The 21,294-nt window shown below is 69.0% G+C and carries 20 protein-coding genes; 10 read left to right on the plus strand and 10 right to left on the minus strand.

What is annotated here, in order from left to right; translation table 11 throughout:
* Positions 1-22: 22 nt before the first annotated feature.
* From AC07PA_RS10845 to AC07PA_RS10870, 6 genes are all read left to right on the plus strand, one after another.
* Positions 23-1,021, plus strand: coding sequence for an ABC transporter substrate-binding protein (locus tag AC07PA_RS10845; RefSeq protein ID WP_145695473.1), 999 nt, complete (start codon positions 23-25; stop codon positions 1,019-1,021).
* Between the two features lie 75 nt (positions 1,022-1,096).
* Positions 1,097-1,930, plus strand: coding sequence for an ABC transporter ATP-binding protein (locus tag AC07PA_RS10850; RefSeq protein WP_494605213.1), 834 nt, complete (start codon positions 1,097-1,099; stop codon positions 1,928-1,930).
* Positions 1,927-2,826 carry an ABC transporter permease gene (locus AC07PA_RS10855; RefSeq protein WP_494605215.1) on the plus strand — a complete coding sequence of 300 codons (900 nt, stop codon included), beginning with the start codon at positions 1,927-1,929 and terminating at the stop codon, positions 2,824-2,826. Before AC07PA_RS10850 ends, AC07PA_RS10855 begins: the two co-directional genes overlap by 4 nt.
* Positions 2,827-2,934: 108 nt before the next feature.
* Entirely contained in the window at positions 2,935-4,293 is a 1,359-nt protein-coding gene (locus tag AC07PA_RS10860) for an FAD-binding oxidoreductase (protein ID WP_494605217.1), read from the plus strand.
* Between the two features lie 187 nt (positions 4,294-4,480).
* Complete coding sequence (locus tag AC07PA_RS10865; RefSeq protein WP_494605219.1) at positions 4,481-5,320, plus strand: urease accessory protein UreD; 840 nt, start codon at positions 4,481-4,483, stop codon at positions 5,318-5,320.
* A gap of 36 nt (positions 5,321-5,356) precedes the next feature.
* Complete coding sequence (locus tag AC07PA_RS10870) at positions 5,357-6,463, plus strand: M14 family metallopeptidase (RefSeq protein WP_494605221.1); 1,107 nt, start codon at positions 5,357-5,359, stop codon at positions 6,461-6,463.
* A gap of 54 nt (positions 6,464-6,517) precedes the next feature.
* On the opposite strand, the gene AC07PA_RS10875 is transcribed toward AC07PA_RS10870, so the two are convergent.
* The 4 genes from AC07PA_RS10875 to AC07PA_RS10890 form a co-directional block, all read right to left on the minus strand.
* A complete protein-coding gene (locus tag AC07PA_RS10875; protein ID WP_494605223.1) occupies positions 6,518-7,033 on the minus strand; it encodes a GAF domain-containing protein in 516 nt (171 codons plus the stop codon).
* A 103-nt stretch (positions 7,034-7,136) separates the two neighbouring features.
* On the minus strand, positions 7,137-8,057 hold the full coding sequence (locus tag AC07PA_RS10880) for a hypothetical protein (protein WP_494605225.1): 921 nt from the start codon (positions 8,055-8,057) through the stop codon (positions 7,137-7,139).
* 242 nt (positions 8,058-8,299) lie between these two features.
* Entirely contained in the window at positions 8,300-9,529 is a 1,230-nt protein-coding gene (alaC, locus tag AC07PA_RS10885; protein ID WP_494605227.1) for an alanine transaminase, read from the minus strand.
* Between the two features lie 134 nt (positions 9,530-9,663).
* Entirely contained in the window at positions 9,664-10,896 is a 1,233-nt protein-coding gene (locus tag AC07PA_RS10890) for an MFS transporter (protein ID WP_007858188.1), read from the minus strand.
* 185 nt (positions 10,897-11,081) lie between these two features.
* On the opposite strand from AC07PA_RS10890, the gene AC07PA_RS10895 reads away from it, so the two are divergent.
* On the plus strand, positions 11,082-11,810 hold the full coding sequence (locus tag AC07PA_RS10895) for a haloacid dehalogenase type II (protein WP_494605230.1): 729 nt from the start codon (positions 11,082-11,084) through the stop codon (positions 11,808-11,810).
* A 38-nt stretch (positions 11,811-11,848) separates the two neighbouring features.
* Here AC07PA_RS10895 and AC07PA_RS10900 read toward each other — a convergent pair whose 3' ends face one another.
* The 4 genes from AC07PA_RS10900 to AC07PA_RS10915 all read right to left on the minus strand — a co-directional run bounded on the left by AC07PA_RS10900 (position 11,849) and on the right by AC07PA_RS10915 (position 15,917).
* Complete coding sequence (locus tag AC07PA_RS10900; RefSeq protein ID WP_494605232.1) at positions 11,849-12,937, minus strand: adenylate/guanylate cyclase domain-containing protein; 1,089 nt, start codon at positions 12,935-12,937, stop codon at positions 11,849-11,851.
* Between the two features lie 161 nt (positions 12,938-13,098).
* On the minus strand, positions 13,099-14,106 hold the full coding sequence (locus AC07PA_RS10905) for a fumarylacetoacetate hydrolase family protein (protein WP_494605234.1): 1,008 nt from the start codon (positions 14,104-14,106) through the stop codon (positions 13,099-13,101).
* On the minus strand, positions 14,103-14,918 hold the full coding sequence (locus AC07PA_RS10910; RefSeq protein ID WP_007858184.1) for a cyclase family protein: 816 nt from the start codon (positions 14,916-14,918) through the stop codon (positions 14,103-14,105). The genes AC07PA_RS10905 and AC07PA_RS10910 overlap by 4 nt, the downstream gene beginning before the upstream one ends.
* Positions 14,919-14,933: 15 nt before the next feature.
* A complete protein-coding gene (locus AC07PA_RS10915) occupies positions 14,934-15,917 on the minus strand; it encodes a tripartite tricarboxylate transporter substrate-binding protein (protein ID WP_007858183.1) in 984 nt (327 codons plus the stop codon).
* Positions 15,918-16,087: 170 nt separating this feature from the next.
* Between AC07PA_RS10915 and AC07PA_RS10920 the strand changes: the two genes are divergently transcribed.
* Together AC07PA_RS10920 and AC07PA_RS10925 are read left to right on the plus strand one after the other, a co-directional pair.
* On the plus strand, positions 16,088-16,816 hold the full coding sequence (locus AC07PA_RS10920) for a TetR/AcrR family transcriptional regulator (RefSeq protein WP_494605237.1): 729 nt from the start codon (positions 16,088-16,090) through the stop codon (positions 16,814-16,816).
* A gap of 272 nt (positions 16,817-17,088) precedes the next feature.
* Entirely contained in the window at positions 17,089-18,231 is a 1,143-nt protein-coding gene (locus tag AC07PA_RS10925; RefSeq protein ID WP_494605239.1) for a porin, read from the plus strand.
* Positions 18,232-18,234: 3 nt separating this feature from the next.
* Here AC07PA_RS10925 and AC07PA_RS10930 read toward each other — a convergent pair whose 3' ends face one another.
* Both AC07PA_RS10930 and AC07PA_RS10935 read right to left on the minus strand, forming a co-directional pair.
* A complete protein-coding gene (locus AC07PA_RS10930) occupies positions 18,235-19,047 on the minus strand; it encodes a metallophosphoesterase family protein (RefSeq protein WP_007858179.1) in 813 nt (270 codons plus the stop codon).
* Positions 19,048-19,103: 56 nt separating this feature from the next.
* A complete protein-coding gene (locus tag AC07PA_RS10935) occupies positions 19,104-20,204 on the minus strand; it encodes a diacylglycerol/lipid kinase family protein (protein ID WP_494605241.1) in 1,101 nt (366 codons plus the stop codon).
* A 234-nt stretch (positions 20,205-20,438) separates the two neighbouring features.
* On the opposite strand from AC07PA_RS10935, the gene AC07PA_RS10940 reads away from it, so the two are divergent.
* Positions 20,439-21,284, plus strand: coding sequence for a phosphatase PAP2 family protein (locus AC07PA_RS10940; RefSeq protein ID WP_494605243.1), 846 nt, complete (start codon positions 20,439-20,441; stop codon positions 21,282-21,284).
* Positions 21,285-21,294: the final 10 nt, after the last annotated feature.

The raw sequence follows: 21,294 nt of genomic DNA on the forward strand, positions 1-21,294 counted from the left end.
CACCTACCGGAGCACTGCCATGATGAAGAAGACCGCCTCCCGCCTTTCCAAACTTGGTGCAGCTGCGCTGCTCGCTGTTGGTGCCGCCGGCACCATGCAGGCCCACGCGCAGGAAAAGTTCACCTACATGACCAACTGGTACGCGCAGGCCGAGCATGGCGGCTTCTACCAGGCGGTGGCCACGGGCCTGTACAAGAAGTACGGCCTGGACGTGACCATCAAGATGGGTGGCCCGCAGGTCAACATCGTGCAGATGATGGCGGCCGGCCAGGCCGAGTGCGTGATGGGATCGAGCGACCTGCAGATGATCCAGATGCGCGAGGGCGGTGTGCCCGTGACCACGGTGGCGGCCGTGTTCCAGAAAGACCCGCAGGTGCTGATCGCGCACGACGACGTGAAGAAGTTCGAGGACCTCAAGGGCAAGACCATCCTCATCGCCTCGTCGGCCCAGCGCGGCTACTGGCCCTGGCTGAAGGCCAAGTACGGCTTCAACGATGCGCAGACGCGGCCCTATACCTTCAACATCCAGCCCTTCGTGGCCGACAAGAACACCGCCCAGCAGGGCTACCTGACGTCCGAGCCCTTCGCCATCGCCAAGGCCGGCGTGAAGGCCAACACCCTGATGTTCAGCGACCAGGGCTACCCCGCCTACGCCACCACGGTGAGCTGCATGGACAAGACCGTGAAGGAGCGCGGCACCGCCGTCGCCTCGTTCGTGAAGGCCACCATGGAAGGCTGGAAGAGCTACCTGGCCGACCCGGCCCCGGCCAATGCCCTGATCAAGAAGGACAACCCGAACATGACCGACGAACAGCTGGCCTACAGCGTGGCCAAGCTCAAGGAGATGGGCATGGTGACGGGTGGCGACGCGGCCAGCATGGGCATCGGCGTGATGACCGATGCGCGCGCCAAGGCGAGCTACGACTTCCTGGTGGAGGCCAAGCTGATCGACCCGGCCAAGGTGAAGCTGGCCGATACGTACAGCACCGCTTTCGTCAAGGACCTCAAGGTTCTTCCGTAAGCCCACCCTGCCCTGAAACAGCGGCCCCGGCCCCGCGCGCAGCGGGGCGGGCCGCATCCATCGAAAGGCGACCCCATGCAGTCCGCTGAGCCCACCCCCGCCGACCCGGCAACGACCCACCGCCCCACGCCCGCCGTGCAGGTGCTGTCGGCCGAGAAGACCTACCCCAACGGCACGCAAGCCCTGCTGCCGGTGGACCTGACCATCGAAGAGGGCGAGTTCGTCACCCTGCTCGGCCCCTCGGGCTGCGGCAAGAGTACGCTGCTGAAGATGGTGGCCGGCCTGCTGGAGCCCACCGATGGCCGGCTGCAGCTGTGGCACAAGCCGGTGGCCCAGCTGGAGGAAAGCGGCAAGAAGATGGCCTTTGTCTTCCAGTCGCCCACGCTCATGCCCTGGGCCAGCGTGCAGACCAATGTGCGCCTGCCGCTGGACCTGGCCGGCATGCCGCGCCAGGAGGCCGACGGCCGCGTGGCCGAGGCCCTGGCGCTGGTGGGCCTGTCGAAGTTTGCCAACGCGCTGCCGCGCGCCCTGTCGGGCGGCATGCAGATGCGCGTGTCCATTGCGCGCGGCCTGGTGACCCAGCCTGATTTGCTGCTGATGGACGAGCCCTTCGGCGCGCTGGACGAAATCACGCGCCACAGGCTCGATGCGGACCTGCTGGATCTGTGGCGCAAGAAGAAGCTCACGGTGATCTTCGTGACGCACTCGATCCACGAGGCGGTGTTCCTGTCGAGCCGCGTGGTGATGATGGCCGCGCGCCCCGGCCGCGTGGTGGAGGAGTTCCGCATCGATGCGCCCTACCCGCGCACGTCGGACTTCATGGTCTCGTCCGAATTCAGCCGCTACGCCAAGCAGTTGCAGGACAGCCTGCTGCGCGCCAGCGCCGACACCGAGGAGACCGCAGCATGAGCACCCCGTTCCCTTCCACCCCGGTGGCCAGCCCTGCGGCCGAGCGCACCGCCCCGCCCGCCCGCGCCATCGCCGCTACCAAGCCTGCCGTACGACCGCGCGTGCCGCTGATGGCCCAGCCCCGCGTGCAGCGCGTGGTCTACCCGCTGCTGGTGGGCCTGGTGCTCATCGCACTGTGGCAGGGCCTGGTCACGGCGATGGAGCTGCCGCCCTACCTGGTGCCCTCACCTTTGCTCATGCTCAAGACGCTGTTCACCGACTGGGCGGCCCTGGGCGGCTCGCTCTGGGTCACCGTCAAGATCACCGTGCTGGCCTTTGCTGTGGCCACGGTGGCGGGGGTGCTGATCTCGTTTCTGTTTGTGCAGAGCAAGCGCATCGAGACAGCGCTGTTCCCGTACGCCGTGCTGCTGCAGGTCACGCCCATCGTGGCCGTGGCGCCGCTCATCATCATCTGGGTGAAGGACCCGACGGCGTCGATGGTGATCTGCGCTGCGCTGGTGGCGCTGTTCCCCATCATCAGCAACACCACGCTGGGCCTGCGCAGCGTGGAGCCGGACCTGCAAAGCTACTTCAAGCTCAACCGCGCCACGCGCATGCAGACCCTGCTGCGCCTGCGCATACCGAGTGCGCTGCCCTACTTCTTCGGCGGGCTGCGCATATCCAGCGGGCTGGCCCTGATCGGCGCCGTGGTGGCCGAGTTCGTGGCCGGCACCGGCGGCCAGGGCGCCGGGCTGGCCTACCAGATCCTGCAGGCCGGCTTTCAGCTCAACATCCCGCGCATGTTCGCTGCGCTGCTGCTGATCTCGCTGACCGGCGTGGCGCTGTTCGCCCTGATGGCCTGGGGTACCCGGCTGGCCCTGGGCAGCTGGCACGCCAGCGAAAACTCGCACGACTGAGCCCACCACCTACCCGGACCGCATCCATTTTTTGACACTGCGCACGCGTGGTGGGGGCCGCGCTTTGCCCGCCCCACGCCACCCGCCGCACCGACAGGAGAGACAGACATGACCACCACTGCCCACCAACTGCCCGAACAACTGCCCGGCCTGGACTGGATTGCCGACCCGCTGCGCGTGGGCCGGCTGTCGCAGGACTTCGCCTGGTTCAGCCCTGTACTCAAGCGCGACCTGGCCGGCAAGCGCGGCGACGTGGCCGTGCGTCCTCGCACCGAGGACGAGATCCGCCAGGTAGTGGCCGCCTGTGCAAAGGCGCAGATCCCCCTCACCGTGCGCGGCAGCGGCACCGGCAACTACGGACAGAGCACGCCGCTGCATGGCGGGGTGATCCTGGACCTGTCGGGCTACAACGGCTTTGGCTGGGTGCGTGGCGGCGTGGGCCGGGCGCAGGCGGGCATCCGCCTGTCGGACTTCGACGCGCAGGCCAAGCCCCTGGGGCAGGAGCTGCGATGGCTGCCCTCCACCTACCGCAGCGCCACGCTGGGCGGGCTGTTCGGCGGCGGCTTTGGCGGGGCCGGGTCGATCAACCACGGCCCGCTGGCCGCACCGGGCAACGTGCTGGCCGTGCGCGCCATGACGGTGGAGCCCGAGCCCCAGGTCATCGAGCTGCGCGGCCCTGAGGCCATGCTGCTGCACCACACCTACGGCACCAACGGCATTGTGCTGGAGCTGGAGGTGGCGCTGACCCCCACGGTGGCGTGGACGGAATGCATCGTCACCTTCACTGAGTTCGACGCCGCGCTGGAGTTTGCCGACCGCTTCGGCGCCGCGCCGGGGCTGGAGAAAAAGGAGGTGTGCTTTCTGGCCGCGCCCATCCCCGCCTACTTCACCAGCCTGGCCGAGCACCTGCCCGCAGGCTGCCACGCGGTGATGCTGCTGGTGGCCTCGCACTCCGAAGACGGCATGCGCGACATGGCCACCCGATACGGCGGCAACGTCGGCTACCGCAAGACCGCCGACGAGGTGGAAAAGAGCCACAAGACGCTGCTCGAATACACCTGGAACCACACCACCCTGCACGCGCTGAAGGTGGACAAGACGCTCACCTACATCCAGAGCGGCTTCAACCCAGCCACCCGGCTGGAGCAGGTGAAGGCGCTGGAGAAGGCCCTGGGCAGCGAGGTGATGATGCACCTGGAGTTCCTGCGCACCAAGGAAGGCGCCTTCAACTGCAGCGGGCTGCAGATCATCCGCTACAGCACCGAAGAGCGCCTGAACCAGATCATGCAGATCTACCGCGACCATGGCGTGCAGATCAACAACCCGCACGTCTACATCGTGGAAGACGGCAAGCAGAACAACCTGGACCCGGCCGTGGTGGGCATCAAGCAGCGCTTCGACCCGCAGGGCCTGCTCAACCCCGGCAAGCTGCGCAGCTGGGTACCTCCTGTAGCCAAGGTGGCTTAGTGCCCTGCGGATTTGCCTTCAACCAGCTAGCGTCGTTGGGGAGCCTTGCCGTGCAAAAGCACTGTCTGCGGCTCCCCGCCTAGCTATCCGGCTGAATGCGATCCTTCAAAGCCGCCGTGCAAAAGTCGCAGAGGCATAATCAGCTATTCATTTAATAGCAGCCGCGCAGCTCGGCAGTGATTCATCCATGTCCTGGCACGCCCGCCTGCAGCTCGACTACACCGTTGAAGAACCCAACGCCCGCACCGTGGCACGGTACGAGCACAACGGCCCGCTGCGCATCCTGCAAAGCCTGTACCCCGAGGGCGACGCCATCTGCCACAACGTGCTGGTGCACCCGCCCGGCGGCCTGGTGGGCGGCGACACGCTGGACATCGCCGCCACCGTGGGCCCGGGCGCGCACGGCCTGGTGACCACGCCGGGCGCCACGCGCTTTTACCGATCCACCGGCCCGCTGGCGCTGCAGCGCAGCCACCTGACACTGGCCGAGGGCGCGCGCCTGGAATGGCTGCCGCTGGAGGCCCTGTGCTACAGCGCCTGCAATGCCGAGAACCACCTCACCCTGAACCTGGCGCCTGGCGCCGAATGCATGGGCTGGGACGTGACCGCCCTGGGCCTGCCCCATGCCGAGCAGCCCTTTGTGCAGGGCCGCTTCGTGCAGCACCTCACCGTGCCCGGCCTGTGGCTGGAGCGCGGCGTGATCGATGCCGCCGACGAGCGCCTGCTGCAAAGCCCGCTGGGCCTGGCCGGCCAGCGCTGCATGGCCAGCATGTTCTTTGCCGCAGGCAGCGCGCTGGAGCGCAACCGCCGCGACGCCGCACTGGACGCGGCGCGCGCGGTGATGGATGCGCACCCCACCCTGACCGCCACCGCAGGCGCCACCAGCCCCAACGCGCAGATGGTGGTGGTGCGCGTGCTGGCCCCGCAGGTGGAGCCGGCGATGAAGCTGCTCAAGGCCGTGCGCGTGGCCTGGCGCGAGCAGATGTGGGCGCTGCAGGGCGAGGCGCCGCGCATCTGGGCGATGTAGCCCCACTCGACACACCCCACACAGGAGCCATTCGCCATGCCTACACCGCAACGCAGCGCGGCCACGCGCCACTTCTCGGGCACCTACGCCGAAGCCCGCACCAAGTTCCTCGAAGCCGCAGCGCACAGCGGCGCGGCCATCGAGTCCTTTGTGCACCCGGAGCACCGGGGTGCGCTGGGCGAAGAGCTGGCCACCGACGTGGCGTTGGTCGGCGCCATCGGTGCGCAAAAGATCCTGCTTGTGACCTCGGGCACGCATGGGCCCGAGGGCTTCTGCGGCTCGGGCACGCAGGTCGCCACGCTCCACGATGCCGACCTGCTCGCGCGGCTCGAACAGGCCGGCGTGGCACTGCTGCTGGTGCATGCGGTCAACCCGCACGGGTTCTCGCACCTGCACCGCACCAACGAAGACAACATCGACCTGAACCGCAACCACATCGACTTCAGCGCGCCGCTGCCGGTGAACACGGCGTATGCCGAGGTCGAGCCGCTGGTGCTGCCCGCCACCTGGCCACCCACAACCGCCGACGACGCAGCCGTGGACGCCTATATTGCCCGGCACGGCATGGCCGCCTTCCGCAATGCCGTGTTCAAGGGGCAGTACACCTCGCCCGACGGTTTGTTCTACGGCGGCACCGCCCCGTCGTGGAGCAACAGGACCATCCGCGCCATCCTGCGCAAGTACGCGGCAGCCGCCACGCACCTGGGCTGGATCGACGTGCACACGGGCCTGGGCCCCTACGGCCACGGCGAGAAGATCTACCCGGGCCGCAACACGCCCGAAGACCTGGCGCTGGCCCAGTCCTGGTGGGGCGCCGACGTGTTCTCGCCGTTCTCCGGCGACTCGGCCTCGGCCGATGTGTCGGGCCCGGTGGTCACCACCGCATTCGACGAATGCCCCAACGCCCGCATCGCGCCCATGGGCCTGGAGTTCGGCACCGTGCCCGAGCCCGACATGCTGTACCGCCTGCGCGCGGACACCTGGCTGCGCCGCCACCCCGAGGCACCCGCAGCGCAGCAGCGCGAGATCCGCGCCCAGCTGCGCGACACGTTCTACTGCGACAACGAGGAGTGGAAGGGCATGGTGCTGGGGCAGACGCGGGTGGTGCTGCTGCAGACGCTGCAGGGGTTGCGCAAGGCTTGAGGGGCAGCGGGGCCACAACAAGCGCGCCGTGGTCGCCACCCCATCACCGCGAGTTCAACGAGAAGTCTCTCCTGCCCCCTCCGATAACTTCTCGCCCAGCAGGTTCGCCGTGTACCGCAGCCGGTCGATGTCCGCATCCTTCTGCACACCCCGGCTGAAGCAGCACAGGGTGCCATAGACCTGGCCGTCGGCCAAGCGCACGGGGGTGCTCAGGTGGGTGCCGATGGTAAATCCGGGGTCGGGCGCCTTCCCTGCCCTGACGAGGGGCGCTGCATCGTCGATCTTCTCTGGCAGACGGCCCTCGACGACATACTGGCACCAGCTTTCTTCGGCCGGATCGGACATGCCGGGCTGAAGCAACGGGAAGTCGGGCGCGTTGTCCACGGCCTGGAAAGTGCGGCGGCCGTCTGCGATCTGGGAGACGAAGGCCACGTCCATGCCCAGGCGCTTGCGCAGCAGTTTCAACACCGCAGGCACCACCGCGGGCAGTTCGTGGTCGGCAGAGTCGCTGGTGGCGACCAGCATCTCGGAAATGGTGACATCCAGGTCGTCGGGGTTGTAGTCGAGCATGTGCATACCTACCAGTCTAAACCGCGACTGAGCAGGCCAGCGGTAAGCAGACGTATGGTTTTGTTGCGTGCGTTTCGCACACTCGCGGCCCCAACACGCGCCCTCAACGACAACCCGATCCCGTGCAGGCCTGCTTTTCCTGGCTGCTGTTGAGGTTGACGACCATGCTGTGCCCCAGGTCTCCGCCGGGGGCGGGCACGCCCTTGGGCACGATGAAGGAAGCGGAGTGCCCCCCGTACAGCCCTGCGGGAAGGGTGAAGGGCTTGAGCACGACGTAGGTGTTGCCCAGGTACAGGTTCGGTATCTGCACTGCAGGCCCCGCGCCGGGTGCCTGGCCTGCGACGGGGGGTATGTCGGCCTTGCCCGCTCGGCTGTTGTTTGCGGCCAGCTTCTGGTAGTGCCTGCGCACGGCCTGGACGTCGCCATCGACCGCCATGCGCAGCAGGCCCTTGCGCACGCCCAATTCCAGGCCGGCCTTGCCGGCCAGCAGCGCATCGGGACTGCGAAAGGATTCGACCGCCGTATCGGGCGAGCGCATGGGCGCCGTCGGCGCACGGGAGGACTCTGTGATGAGGATGGCCCCCTCGGGCGCCTTGTCGTAAACCCTTTTGGCCTCCTTGCCGAACACGGCGCGGGACTTCGGGTTGACCCAGGCCAGGCTTTCGCCCAGATAGGCATAGCCACACTCGCCTTGTTCCGTGTGGGCCGAGGTGATGATGGGCGTGCCGGCAGGAAGCCCGGCCACAGCCTGGCGGTGGTAGCCCGTGGCAAACACCGCGACGACCCGGGTCCCCGCTGTCCAGCCGACGGACCAGACAGACGGCTCGTACGCGGCCAGAAGCAGGGCCACTGGCTTGTCTGCATGCACCGTGACGTCGAAGACCGTGGCGTCGTTGCCGCTCTGGTCGATCTGGAAGCCGGCGGGGCGCCCACCGTAGCTACCCGCTGCAATCACGATGGTGTCCCGGGGCAACACGCCCGTGCCGGCAAAGGAGCACGCCGCAGCGGGCGTGGCAACAGCCATCTGGGCCGCAGCGCCCTGGGCATGCACCGGCAGACACGACCGCGCCACGACAACCGCTACTGCCGCAGCTGCTGCAGCGCTGGAACGCGCCCGGCCCAGGCATGCCAATGAAGAATCAGAAGAAAAGAGACGAGGGATGGCGGTAGGTGAATTCACGGTGCCGATTGTGGTGCAGCGCGCCGGGTCCAAAACCCAGGCGCGCGCACCCACAGCCCCAACGACAGGCCGGCATCAATGCCGCATCACGCTGCCCCGGTCGCCGCCGGCACCTTCAGCAAGCCATCGGCCTTGAACATGGCGCGGATGCCGCGCACGGCCTGGCGGATGCGGGCCTCGTTCTCGATGAGGGCGAAGCGCACGTACTCATCGCCCTGGTCGCCGAAGCCGATGCCGGGCGAGACGCAGACCTTGGCCTTGTCGAGCAGCTGGCGCGCGAATTCGAGCGAGCCCAGGGCGCGGTAGGGCTCGGGAATGCGGGCCCAGATGTACATGCTGGCCTTGGGGCAGTCCACGGCCCAGCCGGCTTCGGTGAGGCCTTTGTACAGCACGTCGCGGCGACGCTGGTACTGGGCAGCGATGTCTTTCACACACTGCTGGTCGCCCTCGAGCGCGGCGATGGCCGCGACCTGCAGGGGAGTGAAGGTGCCGTAGTCGTGGTAGCTCTTGATGCGGGCGAGCGCGGCCACGAGGTCGGGGTTGCCGACCATGAAGCCCACGCGCCAGCCGGCCATGTTGTAGCTCTTGGACAGGGTGAAGAACTCCACCGCCACGTCCTTGGCGCCGGGCACTTCCATGATGCTGGGGGCGCGGTAGCCGTCGTACACGATGTCGGCGTAGGCCAGGTCATGCACCACCAGGATGTCGTGCTTCTTGGCCAGCGCGATCACGCGCTCAAAGAACGACAGCTCCACGCACTGCGCCGTGGGGTTGCTCGGGAAGCCGAAGATCATCATCTTGGGCTTGGGGTAGCTGCCGCGGATGGCCTTTTCCAGCTCGGCGAAGAAGTCCACGTCGGGCGCCACGGGCACGCTGCGGATGTCGGCACCGGCGATCACCGCGCCGTAGATGTGGATGGGGTAGCTCGGGTCGGGCACGAGCACGGTGTCGCCCCGGTCCAGCGTGGCCAGCATCAGGTGGGCCAGGCCCTCCTTGGAGCCGATGGTGACGATGGCCTCGGTGTCCGGGTCGATGTCGACCGCATAGCGGTCCTTGTACCAGTGGCTGATGGCGCGGCGCAGGCGCGGGATGCCCTTGCTGGCGGAGTAGCCGTGGGTGTCGGGCCGCTGGGCCACCTCGGTGAGCTTGGCCACGATGTGCGGCGGGGTCGCGCCATCGGGGTTGCCCATGCTCATGTCGATGATGTCCTCGCCACGGCGGCGGGCAGCCAGCTTGAGCTCGGCCGTGATGTTGAAGACGTAGGGGGGGAGGCGATCGATGCGCGCAAAGCGGCGCTTGCCCTGAGAAGCAGACATGCTGGTGAACTTTCACGTAAGCGCCCGGAACCGTCCGAGCGACGTGGCCAACAATGGGGTTGGCCCGCGTTCACTGTAACGCAGAACGCGGTGGCCGGTCTGCAGAGGGCGGCGCTGTAGCGCCGCCGCTACGCTCAGGCCTTGAGGCCCGCCGTGGCGCGCTGCGTGTTCCGCTCGCTGCCCATCGACCACGCGAAGATGCCCACGCCGCAGATGCCCAGCACCACGCCCACCCAGCCGGTGGACGTCCAGCCCAGGCCGGCCGCGATGGACACACCGCCGAGCCAGGCGCCCAGCGCGTTGGCGGCGTTGAAGGCCGAGTGGTTGAGCGCTGCGGCCAGGGTCTGCGCATCGCCGGCCACGTCCATCAGGCGGATCTGCAGCGCAGGGCCGATGGCGACCAGTGTGCCCAGGAAGAAGGTGGCCAGCGCGGCGCTGACCGGGTGGTGTGCGGCGGGCACGAACAGCGCGAGCACCACGATGGACCACAGCAGCACCTTGCCGATGGCGGGCATGAGGGCCTTGTCGGCCATGCGCGAACCGACGATGTTGCCCGCCACCATGCCCAGGCCGAACAGCGAGAGCACGAAGGGCACATAGGCGGGCGAGAGGCCGGCCACTTCGAGCAGCGTGGGCTTGATGTAGCTGAACACGGCGAACATGCCGCCAAAGCCGATGGCGCCGATGCCCAGGGTGAACCACACCTGCTTGCGCGCCAGGGCGCCCAGTTCGCGCAGCGGGCTGGCACCGTGCGACGCCGGCATGTCGGGCACCCACAGGCGCACCATGACCACGGCGGCCACGGCGATGAGCCCCACGAAAACGAAGGCCGCGCGCCAGCCGAAGTATTCGCCCAGCGCCGCCGCAATCGGCACACCCACCAGGGTGGCGGTGGTCAGCCCCAGCATGACCCAGCCCACGGCGCGCGCGCGGCGCCCGGGCGGCGCCAGGGCCGCAGCCACGAGGGCGGCCACGCCAAAGTAGGTGCCGTGCGGCAGGCCGGTGAACAGGCGCATGGCGCTGAGCGACAGGTAGCCCGGCGCCAGGGCCGATGCGAAGTTGCCCAGCGCATACACCACCATCAGCGCCATCAGCAGCGCACGCCGGCCCCAGTTGGCGCACAGCACGGCCAGCACCGGGGCGCCGACCACCACGCCCAGCGCATAGGCGCTGATGACGTGGCCGGCCTGCGGGATGGTGACCCCGATGTCGCGCGCCACCTCGGGCAGCAGGCCCATGATGACGAATTCGCCCGTGCCGATGGAAAAGCCGCCGACCCCGAGGGCCAGCACGGCGCGCACCAGGGTGCGGTCGTCGGTGGGGGTGTGGGCGATGGGCGACGACGTGGGAGACAGGGGCGCGGTCATGGCGGCAGCAGCAACAGGGCAGCACTGCATTGCACGCGATGGCGCAGCGCAGGACATGCAGGGTGTGGAGAAGAAACGGAGTTACGGGGGTAAACCCGAATCCTGTAACCATAGCATGCCTGGCCAAAACGCGCTGGCGGCGGGCCTGCTACGCTTTGGCCTTCGTTCCCAACCAAGGCCAGCGAATGACCACACCACCGAGCACCGCAGACGAGCTTGCCAGCACCGTGAAGGTATTGGCCTTCGACATCTTTGGCACCGTGGTGGATTGGCACGGCAGCATCGTGCGCGAGATGCAGGCGCTATACCCTGCCGTGGATGGAGATGCCTTCGCCATCGCCTGGCGCAGCGGCTACCAGCCGGCCATGGCGCGCGTGATGCGCGGCGAGCAGGGCTGGACGCGCATCGACGCGCTGCACCGCGGCATCCTCGACGAGATACTGCCGAAATTCGGTCTGGCCTACCTCACCGAGGCCGAGCGCTGGCACCTGAACCATGTGTGGCAGCGGCTGGACCCTTGGGCCGACAGCGTGGCCGGGCTCACGCGGCTCAAGCAGCGCTTCACCATTACCAGCCTGTCGAACGGCAACATCAGCCTTCTGACCCACATGGCCAAGCGCGCGGGACTGCCGTGGGACTGCGTGCTCAGCGCGGAGGTGTTCCGCGCGTACAAGCCCCACCCGGACACCTACCTGGGCGTGGCGCGCATCTTCGACCTGGAGCCCGCCCAGGTGGCATTGGTGGCCACCCACCACGACGACCTGGAGGCGGCGCGCGCCTGCGGGCTGCGCACCATCTATGTGGAGCGGCCCCTGGAACTGGGCGCTGCCCGCCCCAAGGACTGCACTCCGCAGCCAGGCAATGACCTGCACACCCGCGATATCGTGGACGCAGCCCAGCGGCTGGGCTGCTGAGCGCCTGATCAACCCTGACAGCGGAGAAGAACGAAGCCTTACCGCGCTGCCACCAGCAGCTGCACGAACATCTGCACCTTGGCGTGGCACTCGGGGCTGATGGAGGTGAACTCCAGGCCCGCCAGCCACTGCTCGCCCTCGGGCTTCAGGGTGATGACGCGGGCATACACATCGGTGGCGCGGTACTCGACCAGGGTCAGGTCGAATTCGAGCTTGATCTCGCTGTGCAGGGCGAGCCGCTCGGTCATCTCCACCAGCAGGCCGTGGTAACCGATGTCGCGGATGGCGGTGTGCACGATCTGCGGCACGATGATCTTGTCCTGGATGCGCTGGCACAGGCAGGGCAGGCGCGTGTCCACGCGGTGGCTGCGGCGAAACTCCTGGCGCGGCACCTTGAGCTTGCGCGAGGGGATGGCCACCAGCTCGCGCAGGCCCACGGGCTGCTGGCGCCCCTTGACATAGACCTGCATGGGGGCTGATGCCGACACCAGCCCCCAGCAGCGCTGGTAGGTGGCCTCGCTGATGAGCACCTGGCCGCGCAGACTGAAGGCCTCGATGCGCGAGGCGAGGTTGACCTCTTCGCCGATCACGGTGTATTCGGAGTACACGTCGGAGCCGAAGCGCCCGGCCATCACCGTGCCGGTGTTCACCCCGATGCCCAGGAACACCTCGGGCAGGCGCTCGCGCATGTGGGCCAGGTTCAGGTCGCGCATGGCCATCTGCATCTCGACGGCGCACATCAGCGCCCGGTCCACATCGTCGTCGCTGGCCGTGGGCGCGCCGAACAGCACCATGATGGAGTCGCCCATGAACTTGTCGATGGCGCCCTGGTGCTTGAAGACCACCTCGCTGAGCACGGCCAGGCAGCGGTTGAGCGCGGCGATCACCACGCCCGCGGGCAGCGATGCCGACAGCGCCGTGAAGCCGCGCAGGTCGGCCAGCAAAATGGTGACCTCGCGCGGTGCCGCCACCACGCTGTCGTCAGCGGGCACGCCTTCGGGCCCGTCGGCGCCGCGCAGGATGGCGGCCGCCTCGGCCGCGGCCGCCTCGCCCAGCGGGGCGCCTGTCTCGCGGGCAATCAACGCCTGCAGGCGGCGCAGGGCGTCGTGGTTGAATTCTTTGTGCATGGGCAACAGGCGGGGTTCCACAGGGATCCGGGCACTGCCGGGCACGGCAGTCCTCTCCAGCCAGAATAGGCGCGGCCCGCGGGCCGGTCAAGCCGACCCCGGGAAAACAACGACAACAGGGGAAAGCGCCTTATGATCGCCCGGCAGTCGCCGTGCTCGCATCAACCCGCAGCGAGGGCCCCTGCGCACTGCACCACCTGGTCGAGCTGGCCGAAGGGACCAGGGTGGCCCTGCCCATCGAGCGCCACCATGCGCACCCGCTCGCCAAAGCGCAGAAAGGGTGTGCGCGGCGCACCCTGGGCCAGGGTTTCGAGCATGCGGCGCTCGGCAATGCAGCTGGAGCCCATGGCCGCATCGGCATTGGAGACGGTGCCCGAGCCGATGACCGTGCCGGCCGACAGCCGGCGTGTGCGTGCGGCATGGGCGATCAGCTGGCCAAAGTCGAAGTGCATGGCACCGCCGTGCGGGTGGCCGCACCAGGCATCGTTGCGGTAGGTCTGCAACTGCAGGTGCACGCGGCCCTCGCGCCAGGCGGGACCCAGCTCGTCGGGCGTGACGGCGATAGGGGCAAATGCCGTGGCGGGCTTGGCCTGCACGAAGCCGAAGCCGCTTTTGGCCTCGCGCGGGCCAAAGCCGCGCAGGCTCCAGTCGTTGAGCAGCACGACCAGGCGCACATGCTGCAGCGCCTGCCGGGCGCTGACCCCCATGGGCGTGGCGCCCAGCACCACACCGAACTCGCCTTCGTAGTCGATGCCGTCGTCTTCCGAAGGCAGCGGCACCGGGTCGTGCGGGCCCAGAAAGTCGTCGGCCGCACCCTGGTACATGAGGGGGATGGTCTCGAAGTCGGCAATGGGCGGGGTCTTGAAGGCGCGCTCCATGAGCCGCCCGTGGTTCAGGAAGGCCGAGCCGTCGAGCCACTGGAAGCTGCGCGGCAGCGGTGCCGCGCACTGGCGTGGATCGAAGGCAATGGCCCCCACGCTGGTGCGGGCGTCGGGGATGTCGAGGGCCTGCGACAGGCGCGTGAGGGCAGGAAGCACCGCATCCCAGCGCTGCAGCGCATCGAGCAGGGTGGGGGCCACGGGGCTGGCGTCCACGCAGTGGGCGGCATCGGCCGAGACGATGACCAGGCGGCCGTCGGGCTGGCCGTTCTTGAGGGTGGCGAGCTTCATGCCGGTTCCTTGCGCAAGGGGAGTACCGGATCGAAGATGGCGACGGCGCGCGTCCAGCCGGCGGAGGCGCCGCGCACCTTGACCGGGAAGCAGGAGATATAGAAGCCGCTCGCAGGCAGGGCTTCGAGGTTGTGCAGTTTTTCGAGGTGGCAGTAGCCGATGTCGCGGCCGGCCTTGTGGCCCTCCCAGATCAGCGAGGCATCGCGGGTTTCGGCATAGCGCTCGGCGGTGTAGGCGAAGGGGGCGTCCCAGCTCCAGGCGTCGGTGCCCGTGAGGCGCACGCCGCGCTCCAGCAGGTACATGGTGGCCTCGTAACCCATGCCGCAGCCCGCGCGGGTGTAGCCCGCCGTGCCGTAGGCGCTGCCCGCACGGGTGTTGACGACCACGATCTCCAGCGGCTGCAGGGTGTGGCCGATGCGCGCGAGCTCGGCCGCCACGTCGGCGGCCTGCACCACGTAGCCATCGGGCAGGTGGCGAAAGTCGAGCTTCACGCCGGGCTGGAAGCACCAGTCGAGGTCCACCTCGTCGATGGACAGCGCGCGCTGGCCGCCGTCCATGGTGGATGCGAAGTGGTAGGGCGCATCGAGGTGCGTGCCGTTGTGGGTGTTGAGCTGCACGTCCTCGACCGCCCAGGATTCGCCGTCGGGCAGGTCCTCCTTGCGCACGCCGGGGAAGAAGCGCGCCAGGTCGTCGAAGCTCATGTGGTGGTCGATGTAGCTGATGCGCGGGCCCAGGCCCGGGGGGTCGGAGACGACATCGTTTTCAAGGTGCATCGAGATATCGACGATGCGGCGCGGGGATGGGGTGGACATGGCTGAAAGACTTTCTCAGGATTCCGCGGTGAAGCCGGTTTGCTTGATCAGGCCGCGCCACTGGTCGGCGTCGGCCTGCAGCATCCGGGCCAGGTCGGCTGCGCTGGAGGCACGGATCTCCAGCCCGTACTGCTTGCCGAAATCGACCACCTCGGGCTGGGTGAGCGCGGCCTGCAGCGCGTCGGACGCACGCTTGACCACCTCGGGCGTGGCCTTGCCGGGCAGGAAGAAGCCATACCACTCGCTGACCTTGAGGGGATAACCCAGCTCCTGCAGGGTGGGCACCTGGGGCAGGAACACCGAGCGCTTGCCCCCGGCAATGGCCAGCACGCGCAGCTTGCCGGTTCTGGTGTGCTGCAGGTAGTCGCCGATGGGGCCCCAGAACGCCGGCACCTGCCCGCCCAGCAGGTCCTGCACGCCGGGCACGGTGCCGCGGTAGGCGATGTGGCGCATGTCCAGCTGGGTGATCTGCGACAGCAGCACGCCCACCATGTGCGGCATGGAGCCCGCGCCGGGGCTGCCGTAGTTGGCGTTGCTGGGGTTGGCCTTGAGCCAGGCCAGGAAGTCCGCCAGAGTGCGCACGCTGTCGGGCACGCCCGGGCCCACGGCCAGGCCGTGGTCGGTGTGGGCAGCCACCGAAACGGCCGCCACATCGGCCAGCCCATAGCGCAGCTTGGGGTAGGTGTAGGGGTAGATGGACAGCATGGACGAAGGCGTGATGAGCAGGTTGGTGCCGTCGGCCGGGCTGTCACGCAGGCTGAGGATGCCGATCTGCCCACCCGCGCCGGGCTTGTTCTCGACCACCACGGCGCCGGCGTACTTGCCACGCATGCGGTCGGCCACACGGCGGGCCAGCGCATCGATGGGTCCGCCTGCCGGAAAGCCGATGAGGATGCGCGCGACATCCGGGATGCCCGTGGCGGCCTGGGACGCCCGGGCCCAGGTGGATGGCAGCAGCGCGGCTGCGGAAAGCTGGGTGAACCGGCGGCGGGTGGTCATGGATTTGTCTCCTGTGGGAATGGACTGCAATGGCTGCTACAAACGGCGTAGTGAAGGCGGCAGGCCCTGTGCAAGCCGCCTCTGCGAAAAATTATACGAACGTACAAACATTGCATCACTGGGGTTTGTACGAGTGTTCAATTGTTTTGTACATACGTATAAATCGAACCATGCCACGCACCAAACCCCCTGCCCCCGCCTTGCCCGAGGCATCCCCTGCGCCGCGCAAGCGCACCACCGGCAAGGCCCTGGCCAGCCCCGACGACAAGCTGGCGCCGAACCGCCAGGCCAACATCCTGCAGGCGGCCGAACGCCTGTTTGCCGCGCGCGGCTTCCATGGCGTGTCGATCCGCGACATTGCCGACGAGGCCGGCGTGCCGCTGGCCCTGGTGGGCTACTACTACGGCCCCAAGCTGTCGCTGTACCACGCGATCTTTCGCGCCCATGCGGGCTACATCGGCGTGCGCCTGCAATCGCTGGCCGATGCGCAGCGCGCCGCCGCCCCCGAGCACCTGCTCGACGCGATCGTCAAGGCCTTTGTGCTGCCCGTGCTGGAGGTGGCGAGCCAGCCGGCGGGCCAGCACTTCCTGCGCCTGCTGTCGCGCGGCATGAGCGACCACCTGGAAGAGGACGAGCCCATCATCCGCGAGCTGTTCGACCCGCTCGCGCACTCCTTCATCGACGCCATCGCCAGCGCCCTGCCCCAGGCCACGCGCAGCCAGGTGGCCTGGTGCTACCAGTTCGCGCTGGGTGCGCTGCTGCACCACGTGAACGACCGGCGCATCGAGCGCCTCTCGTTCGGCCAGAACCAGCCCGGCGACGAGGCCACGGCCGGGCCGCTGCTGGTGCGCTTCATCGCCCACGGCATGCGCGGCGCCTGCGGCGGGCCGGTGCACTGATGGCCCCGCAGTCCATGCGCCTGACCGGCGCGCCCTGACGCGGCGCAGGCCGCCCCACGACACCGCTTCGACGCGCCGGTGGCATGCCACCGGTGCGTGAGCCTGCGCGCGCCCCTGCCAGGACGGCAGGGGCGCCGGAGACAGCGCCTGCCCGGCGCTCCCCCCACCACGCCCTGCCCCTCGGAACGCTCGCCTTGCGAGCGCGCCGTGGACGGGTGCGGCCTTTTCCCGACCTTCCCCATCCACCAGCAACCACCGATTGGAGACAGACCATGAAATCACCCCTGGGCAAATCCGCCCTCCTGGCCAGCACGCTGGCCGCCTTCAGCAGCACCAGCGTGCACGCCCAGCCGGCCACCGGCCCGGGCCTGCATCTCTATGGCCTGGTGGATGCGGCCGTGGGCCGCTTCGAGGGCGCAGCCGCCGGTGTGAACGCGCTGGACCGGCCCATCGGCAAGCTCGAAGGCGGCGGCATGTCCACCAGCCACTGGGGCGTGCGCGGCAACGAGGACCTGGGCGGCGGGCTCACGGCGGCGTTCGAGCTGTCGTCCTTCCTGCGCAACGACTCGGGCGCAAGCGGGCGCAGCGACGCCCTGCCCGCGCCGGTGAACGTCGCGGCGGACCCGGTGTTCTCGCGCGCGGCCTGGGTCGGGCTGGCGCACCCCGGCTGGGGGCGCGTGCGCCTGGGCAATGTCACTTCGCTCTTGTTCCTGAACAGCATCACCTCGAATGCGTTCGGCGATTCCACCGTCTTCGGGCCGCTGAACCTGGTGACCTTCATCGGCGCGCCGCTCACGGGCGGCACGGGCTGGGCGAATTCGGTGGTGTACGACAGCCCCGCCTGGGCGGGGGCCACCGTGTCGGCTGCGCATGCGCTGTCGGAGGGCCAGGGCGGGGGCAACAGCGCACTGCGGGTGGCTTACGGCCAGGGCCCGTTCGCCGCATCGCTGGCCTGGCAGAGTGTGAGGAAGAACCCCATCACCTTTGCCGACGGCACCTCGCCCAACGACACGCGAGCCTGGCAGCTGGCGGCTTCGTACGACTTCACGGCGGTAAAGGTGTTCGCCCATCTCGGCCGCATCCAGAACCGGGGTACGGCCGCGGCGCCGCTCGACCTGGCTTACCGCGTGTGGGATGTGAGTGCTGCCGTGCCCATCGGCGCCGGCCGGCTGCTGGCCGGCTATGCATCGCGCCGCACGGACGATGCCGTGGGGCCGGTGCCGGCCACCGTGGCCGGGGGCAATCTGCAGCGGCGGGTGTTCACGGTGGGGTACGACTACTTTCTGTCCAAACGCACCGACGTGTACCTGATGGCCCTGCGCGACAGCACGCGCACCCAGACCTTGCCGGCACCGCCGCGCGTGCTGGAGGCGCAGGGAACCAGCTTCGCGCTGGGCATGCGCCACCGGTTCTGAGGATCAGATGGCCAGGGCGCCCTTGGGGTCATCTACCCACTGGCGCTGCACGCAGTGGAAGGCGGCACGATCGGGGTCATAGTCCCAGCGCGAGGCCCAGCGCTGCGCCTTGTCGGGGTCCTGGAGGTCCGCTTCGTGGCTCAGGATGACCAGGCTGTTGGGGTAGCCGTGGCGCAGGCGGTGCGATACCGCCGTGCCGGCCTGGCTGACCCACAGGCCGGGCAGCGGCTGCAGCAGGCCGGCGGCGTGGGCGTGGCCCGACAGCAGCATCTGCGCGCCGGCATCGCGCCAGCGCAGCAGGGCCTCGTCGGCGCGTGCGGGGCGGTGTTCCTTGTCCTGCGCATTGCGCGCGGTGAGCGGGTGGTGGGCGACGACGATGCGCCAGGGCTCTTCGTAGGCCTCTGCCAATTGCTTCTCGACGCGCGCGATCTGCGCGCTGGAGAGGCTGCCGCGCTCGTGCCGCCACGGCCGGGTGGTGTTCACGCCGACGATGAAGAAGCGGCCCAGCTGCCGCACGGGCTCCAGGTCGTTGCCGAATTCGTGTGCAAAGCGGTCGTAGGCCCGACCCCAGCGCAGCCACCAGGCAAACAACGGCAGGTCGTGGTTGCCAGGCAGCACCACGGTGGCGCCGGCATCGAGCCCGCGGATGAAGCTGGCGGCCTGCGCGAACTGGGGCGCAGTGGCGCGCTGCGTGACATCGCCCGAGACCACCACCACCGAAACGCCCAGTTGCCGCGCCAGCGCCTGCACGGCGCGGCAGACAACCGGCTCGTGGGCGCCGAAGTGCAGGTCGGACAGGTGCATCAAGACGGACATGGGTGCAAAGGTGCTGTGGTGCGCAGAGTCGAGTGTGAGAGAGAAGCGGAAAAAAGTCAGCCCAGCGCAGGCAGCGGGGTGATGGCGGGCGGAGGCGCGGGCTCGGACGCCGGCACCTCTTGCACGGGGTGGCTTGCAGCCACATCACCGCCCGCCGGTGCGGACGTGGGGTCGCGGTCGAGCGTGGTGCGCGTGACCAGCCACAGCGGCTTGTCATGCACCCGAAAGCGCAGCGGCGGCGCCATCCATTCGCGCTCTCCGTCGAAGGCCACCTTCACCTGGGCGGGGCGCCAGCTGGCGGGGGCGACGGTCATCTCGGCACAGGCCATGCTCACCACGGCCGGGTCGCGCGCCAGCTGGCCGGTGGCCGCGTTCCAGACCGTGCGGGCCACGGCCCAGCGGTCCTGCGGCTGCAGCAGGACGACGGCGAGCTGGCCGCCCTGGGCCACCGACTGGGCCTGCATGAGCCCGACACGGCCCAGCTGCAGCGGGTTGTTGCCCACGAACAGGGTGGTGACCAGGTGCTCCTCCTGCTGGGCCTGGGCGCCTTCGTGCGTGCGCATGATGACGCGCCAGCGGCGCCCGCCGGCCGGGCGGAACATGCTCCACACCGCGGACAGGATGGCCACCATGCGCGAGCGGCCAAAGCGCCTGGAGGCCATCTCGCGCTCGGCCAGCAGGCGCGGGTACAGGCCCACGGCAGCGTTCACCACGAACATGCGGTCGTTGACGAAGCCGACCTGCACGGGGCGCATGTCGCTGTGCTGCATGGCGTGCAGCATGTCCTGCACGGCAATCTCGGGGTCGAGCGCCAGGCCGTGCTCGCGGCTGAAATAGTTGAAGGTGCCCATGGGCACCACGCCCATGGCCACGCCGGCCTGCAGCGCTGCCGCGGCGACCGCGTTGATGGTGCCGTCGCCACCGGCGGCCACCACCAGCCCGCCATCGGCCTGCGCATCGCGCACGGCCTGGTAGGCCAGCTCGACGATGTCGCCGCGCTCGTCGGGCACATGCCACACCACGTCGTGCGCATGGGCCGCAAAGGCGCCTTCGAGCTTGGCGCGCACCAGGTCGAAGTCGGCGCCCGGGCGCTTGGGCACCACGAGGTGGATGCGCCCATGGGGGTGGACGGCAGGGGGACGTTGGGCAATGGTCATGGGTGAAAGGCAAGGCTCCGGTGGTGCGGCGGCTGGCCACCGCGGCCGGGCCGCGGCGGCACAAGGGCCGCTATCGCACCATCGTGCCCGGGTCTTGCGCACGGGCCTGTCAGCCACGGCGCTGTGCGCCTGTCGGCGCCTTGTCCTACATTCACACCCGGTGCGAAGGGGTGATGTGCGGTGCGATACAACCGGCAGTATCGACCCAGAACCGGACGCTTGCCAGTGAACCCCATGAACGCCACCACCATCGGCCACCTCATCGCCAGCCACCCCCTGGGCTGGTGGCTGGCCGGCCTGGCGCTGGCCGGCCTGGCAGGCGCCGCAGCGCTGTGGGGCCTGCGCAGCGTGCGGCGCCATGGCGGTCCGCTGCTGCAGCGCACGCTGCCCATGGCCATCGATCCGCGCTGGGCCCTGCTGGCGGGCATGCTGGCAGCCGCCTGTGCCATGGTGCTGGCCGGCAGCATGATGGCCGAACTGGCCGAGAGCGGCAGCGAGCAGGACGGCGACTGGGGCACGGTGGACGATGCCATTGCCGACGCCTTGCGCCTGCACGCCGCCACCGGGGTGCTGCGCTGGTTTGCCACCCTCACCCATCTGGGCGACACCGCCGTGCTCACCGCGCTCACGGCCCTGGTGACCGCCGGCCTGTGGTGGCACGGCCAGCGTTTGCTGGCCACCGGCTGGCTGGCGGCCCTGGCAGGCAACGGGGCGCTGACGCGCATCCTCAAAAGCATCTTCGAACGCGCCCGGCCCGAGCATTTGCACCACGGCGTGGCGCAGGCCGACGGCTACAGCTTTCCCAGCGGACACAGCAGTGCCTCGATGGTGGCCTACACCCTGCTGGCCTACCTGGCCACGCGCCTGCTGCCGCTGCGCTGGCATGTGCCGTGCGTGGTGCTGGCGGGCATGCTGGTCTTCACCACCGGCTGGAGCCGCATGGTGCTGCAGGTGCACTACGCCAGCGACGTGCTGGCGGGCTGGCTGCTGGGCGGCACCTGGATGGTGTGTACGGTGCTGGTGATCGAAAGCGTGGCGCGTTGGCGGCACCGGGGGGACGCCACGCCAGCGCCCGGTTGAGCCGGGCCCC

Source organism: Acidovorax sp. GW821-FHT09B03 (assembly GCF_059418305.1).

Excerpts from the sequence above, each read along its gene's own strand:
- AC07PA_RS10855 (WP_494605215.1), top strand. The coding sequence starts at position 1,927 with ATGAGCACCCCGTTCCCTTCCACCCCGGTGGCCAGCCCTGCGGCCGAG.
- AC07PA_RS10910 (WP_007858184.1), bottom strand. The coding sequence starts at position 14,918 with ATGTCCACCCCATCCCCGCGCCGCATCGTCGATATCTCGATGCACCTT.
- AC07PA_RS10900 (WP_494605232.1), bottom strand. The coding sequence starts at position 12,937 with ATGCACAAAGAATTCAACCACGACGCCCTGCGCCGCCTGCAGGCGTTG.
- AC07PA_RS10915 (WP_007858183.1), bottom strand. The coding sequence starts at position 15,917 with ATGACCACCCGCCGCCGGTTCACCCAGCTTTCCGCAGCCGCGCTGCTG.
- alaC (WP_494605227.1), bottom strand. The coding sequence starts at position 9,529 with ATGTCTGCTTCTCAGGGCAAGCGCCGCTTTGCGCGCATCGATCGCCTC.
- AC07PA_RS10875 (WP_494605223.1), bottom strand. The coding sequence starts at position 7,033 with ATGCTCGACTACAACCCCGACGACCTGGATGTCACCATTTCCGAGATG.
- AC07PA_RS10940 (WP_494605243.1), top strand. The coding sequence starts at position 20,439 with ATGAACGCCACCACCATCGGCCACCTCATCGCCAGCCACCCCCTGGGC.
- AC07PA_RS10865 (WP_494605219.1), top strand. The coding sequence starts at position 4,481 with ATGTCCTGGCACGCCCGCCTGCAGCTCGACTACACCGTTGAAGAACCC.
- AC07PA_RS10890 (WP_007858188.1), bottom strand. The coding sequence starts at position 10,896 with ATGACCGCGCCCCTGTCTCCCACGTCGTCGCCCATCGCCCACACCCCC.
- AC07PA_RS10870 (WP_494605221.1), top strand. The coding sequence starts at position 5,357 with ATGCCTACACCGCAACGCAGCGCGGCCACGCGCCACTTCTCGGGCACC.
- AC07PA_RS10880 (WP_494605225.1), bottom strand. The coding sequence starts at position 8,057 with ATGGCTGTTGCCACGCCCGCTGCGGCGTGCTCCTTTGCCGGCACGGGC.
- AC07PA_RS10845 (WP_145695473.1), top strand. The coding sequence starts at position 23 with ATGAAGAAGACCGCCTCCCGCCTTTCCAAACTTGGTGCAGCTGCGCTG.
- AC07PA_RS10935 (WP_494605241.1), bottom strand. The coding sequence starts at position 20,204 with ATGACCATTGCCCAACGTCCCCCTGCCGTCCACCCCCATGGGCGCATC.
- AC07PA_RS10860 (WP_494605217.1), top strand. The coding sequence starts at position 2,935 with ATGACCACCACTGCCCACCAACTGCCCGAACAACTGCCCGGCCTGGAC.
- AC07PA_RS10920 (WP_494605237.1), top strand. The coding sequence starts at position 16,088 with ATGCCACGCACCAAACCCCCTGCCCCCGCCTTGCCCGAGGCATCCCCT.
- AC07PA_RS10905 (WP_494605234.1), bottom strand. The coding sequence starts at position 14,106 with ATGAAGCTCGCCACCCTCAAGAACGGCCAGCCCGACGGCCGCCTGGTC.
- AC07PA_RS10895 (WP_494605230.1), top strand. The coding sequence starts at position 11,082 with ATGACCACACCACCGAGCACCGCAGACGAGCTTGCCAGCACCGTGAAG.
- AC07PA_RS10850 (WP_494605213.1), top strand. The coding sequence starts at position 1,097 with ATGCAGTCCGCTGAGCCCACCCCCGCCGACCCGGCAACGACCCACCGC.
- AC07PA_RS10925 (WP_494605239.1), top strand. The coding sequence starts at position 17,089 with ATGAAATCACCCCTGGGCAAATCCGCCCTCCTGGCCAGCACGCTGGCC.
- AC07PA_RS10930 (WP_007858179.1), bottom strand. The coding sequence starts at position 19,047 with ATGTCCGTCTTGATGCACCTGTCCGACCTGCACTTCGGCGCCCACGAG.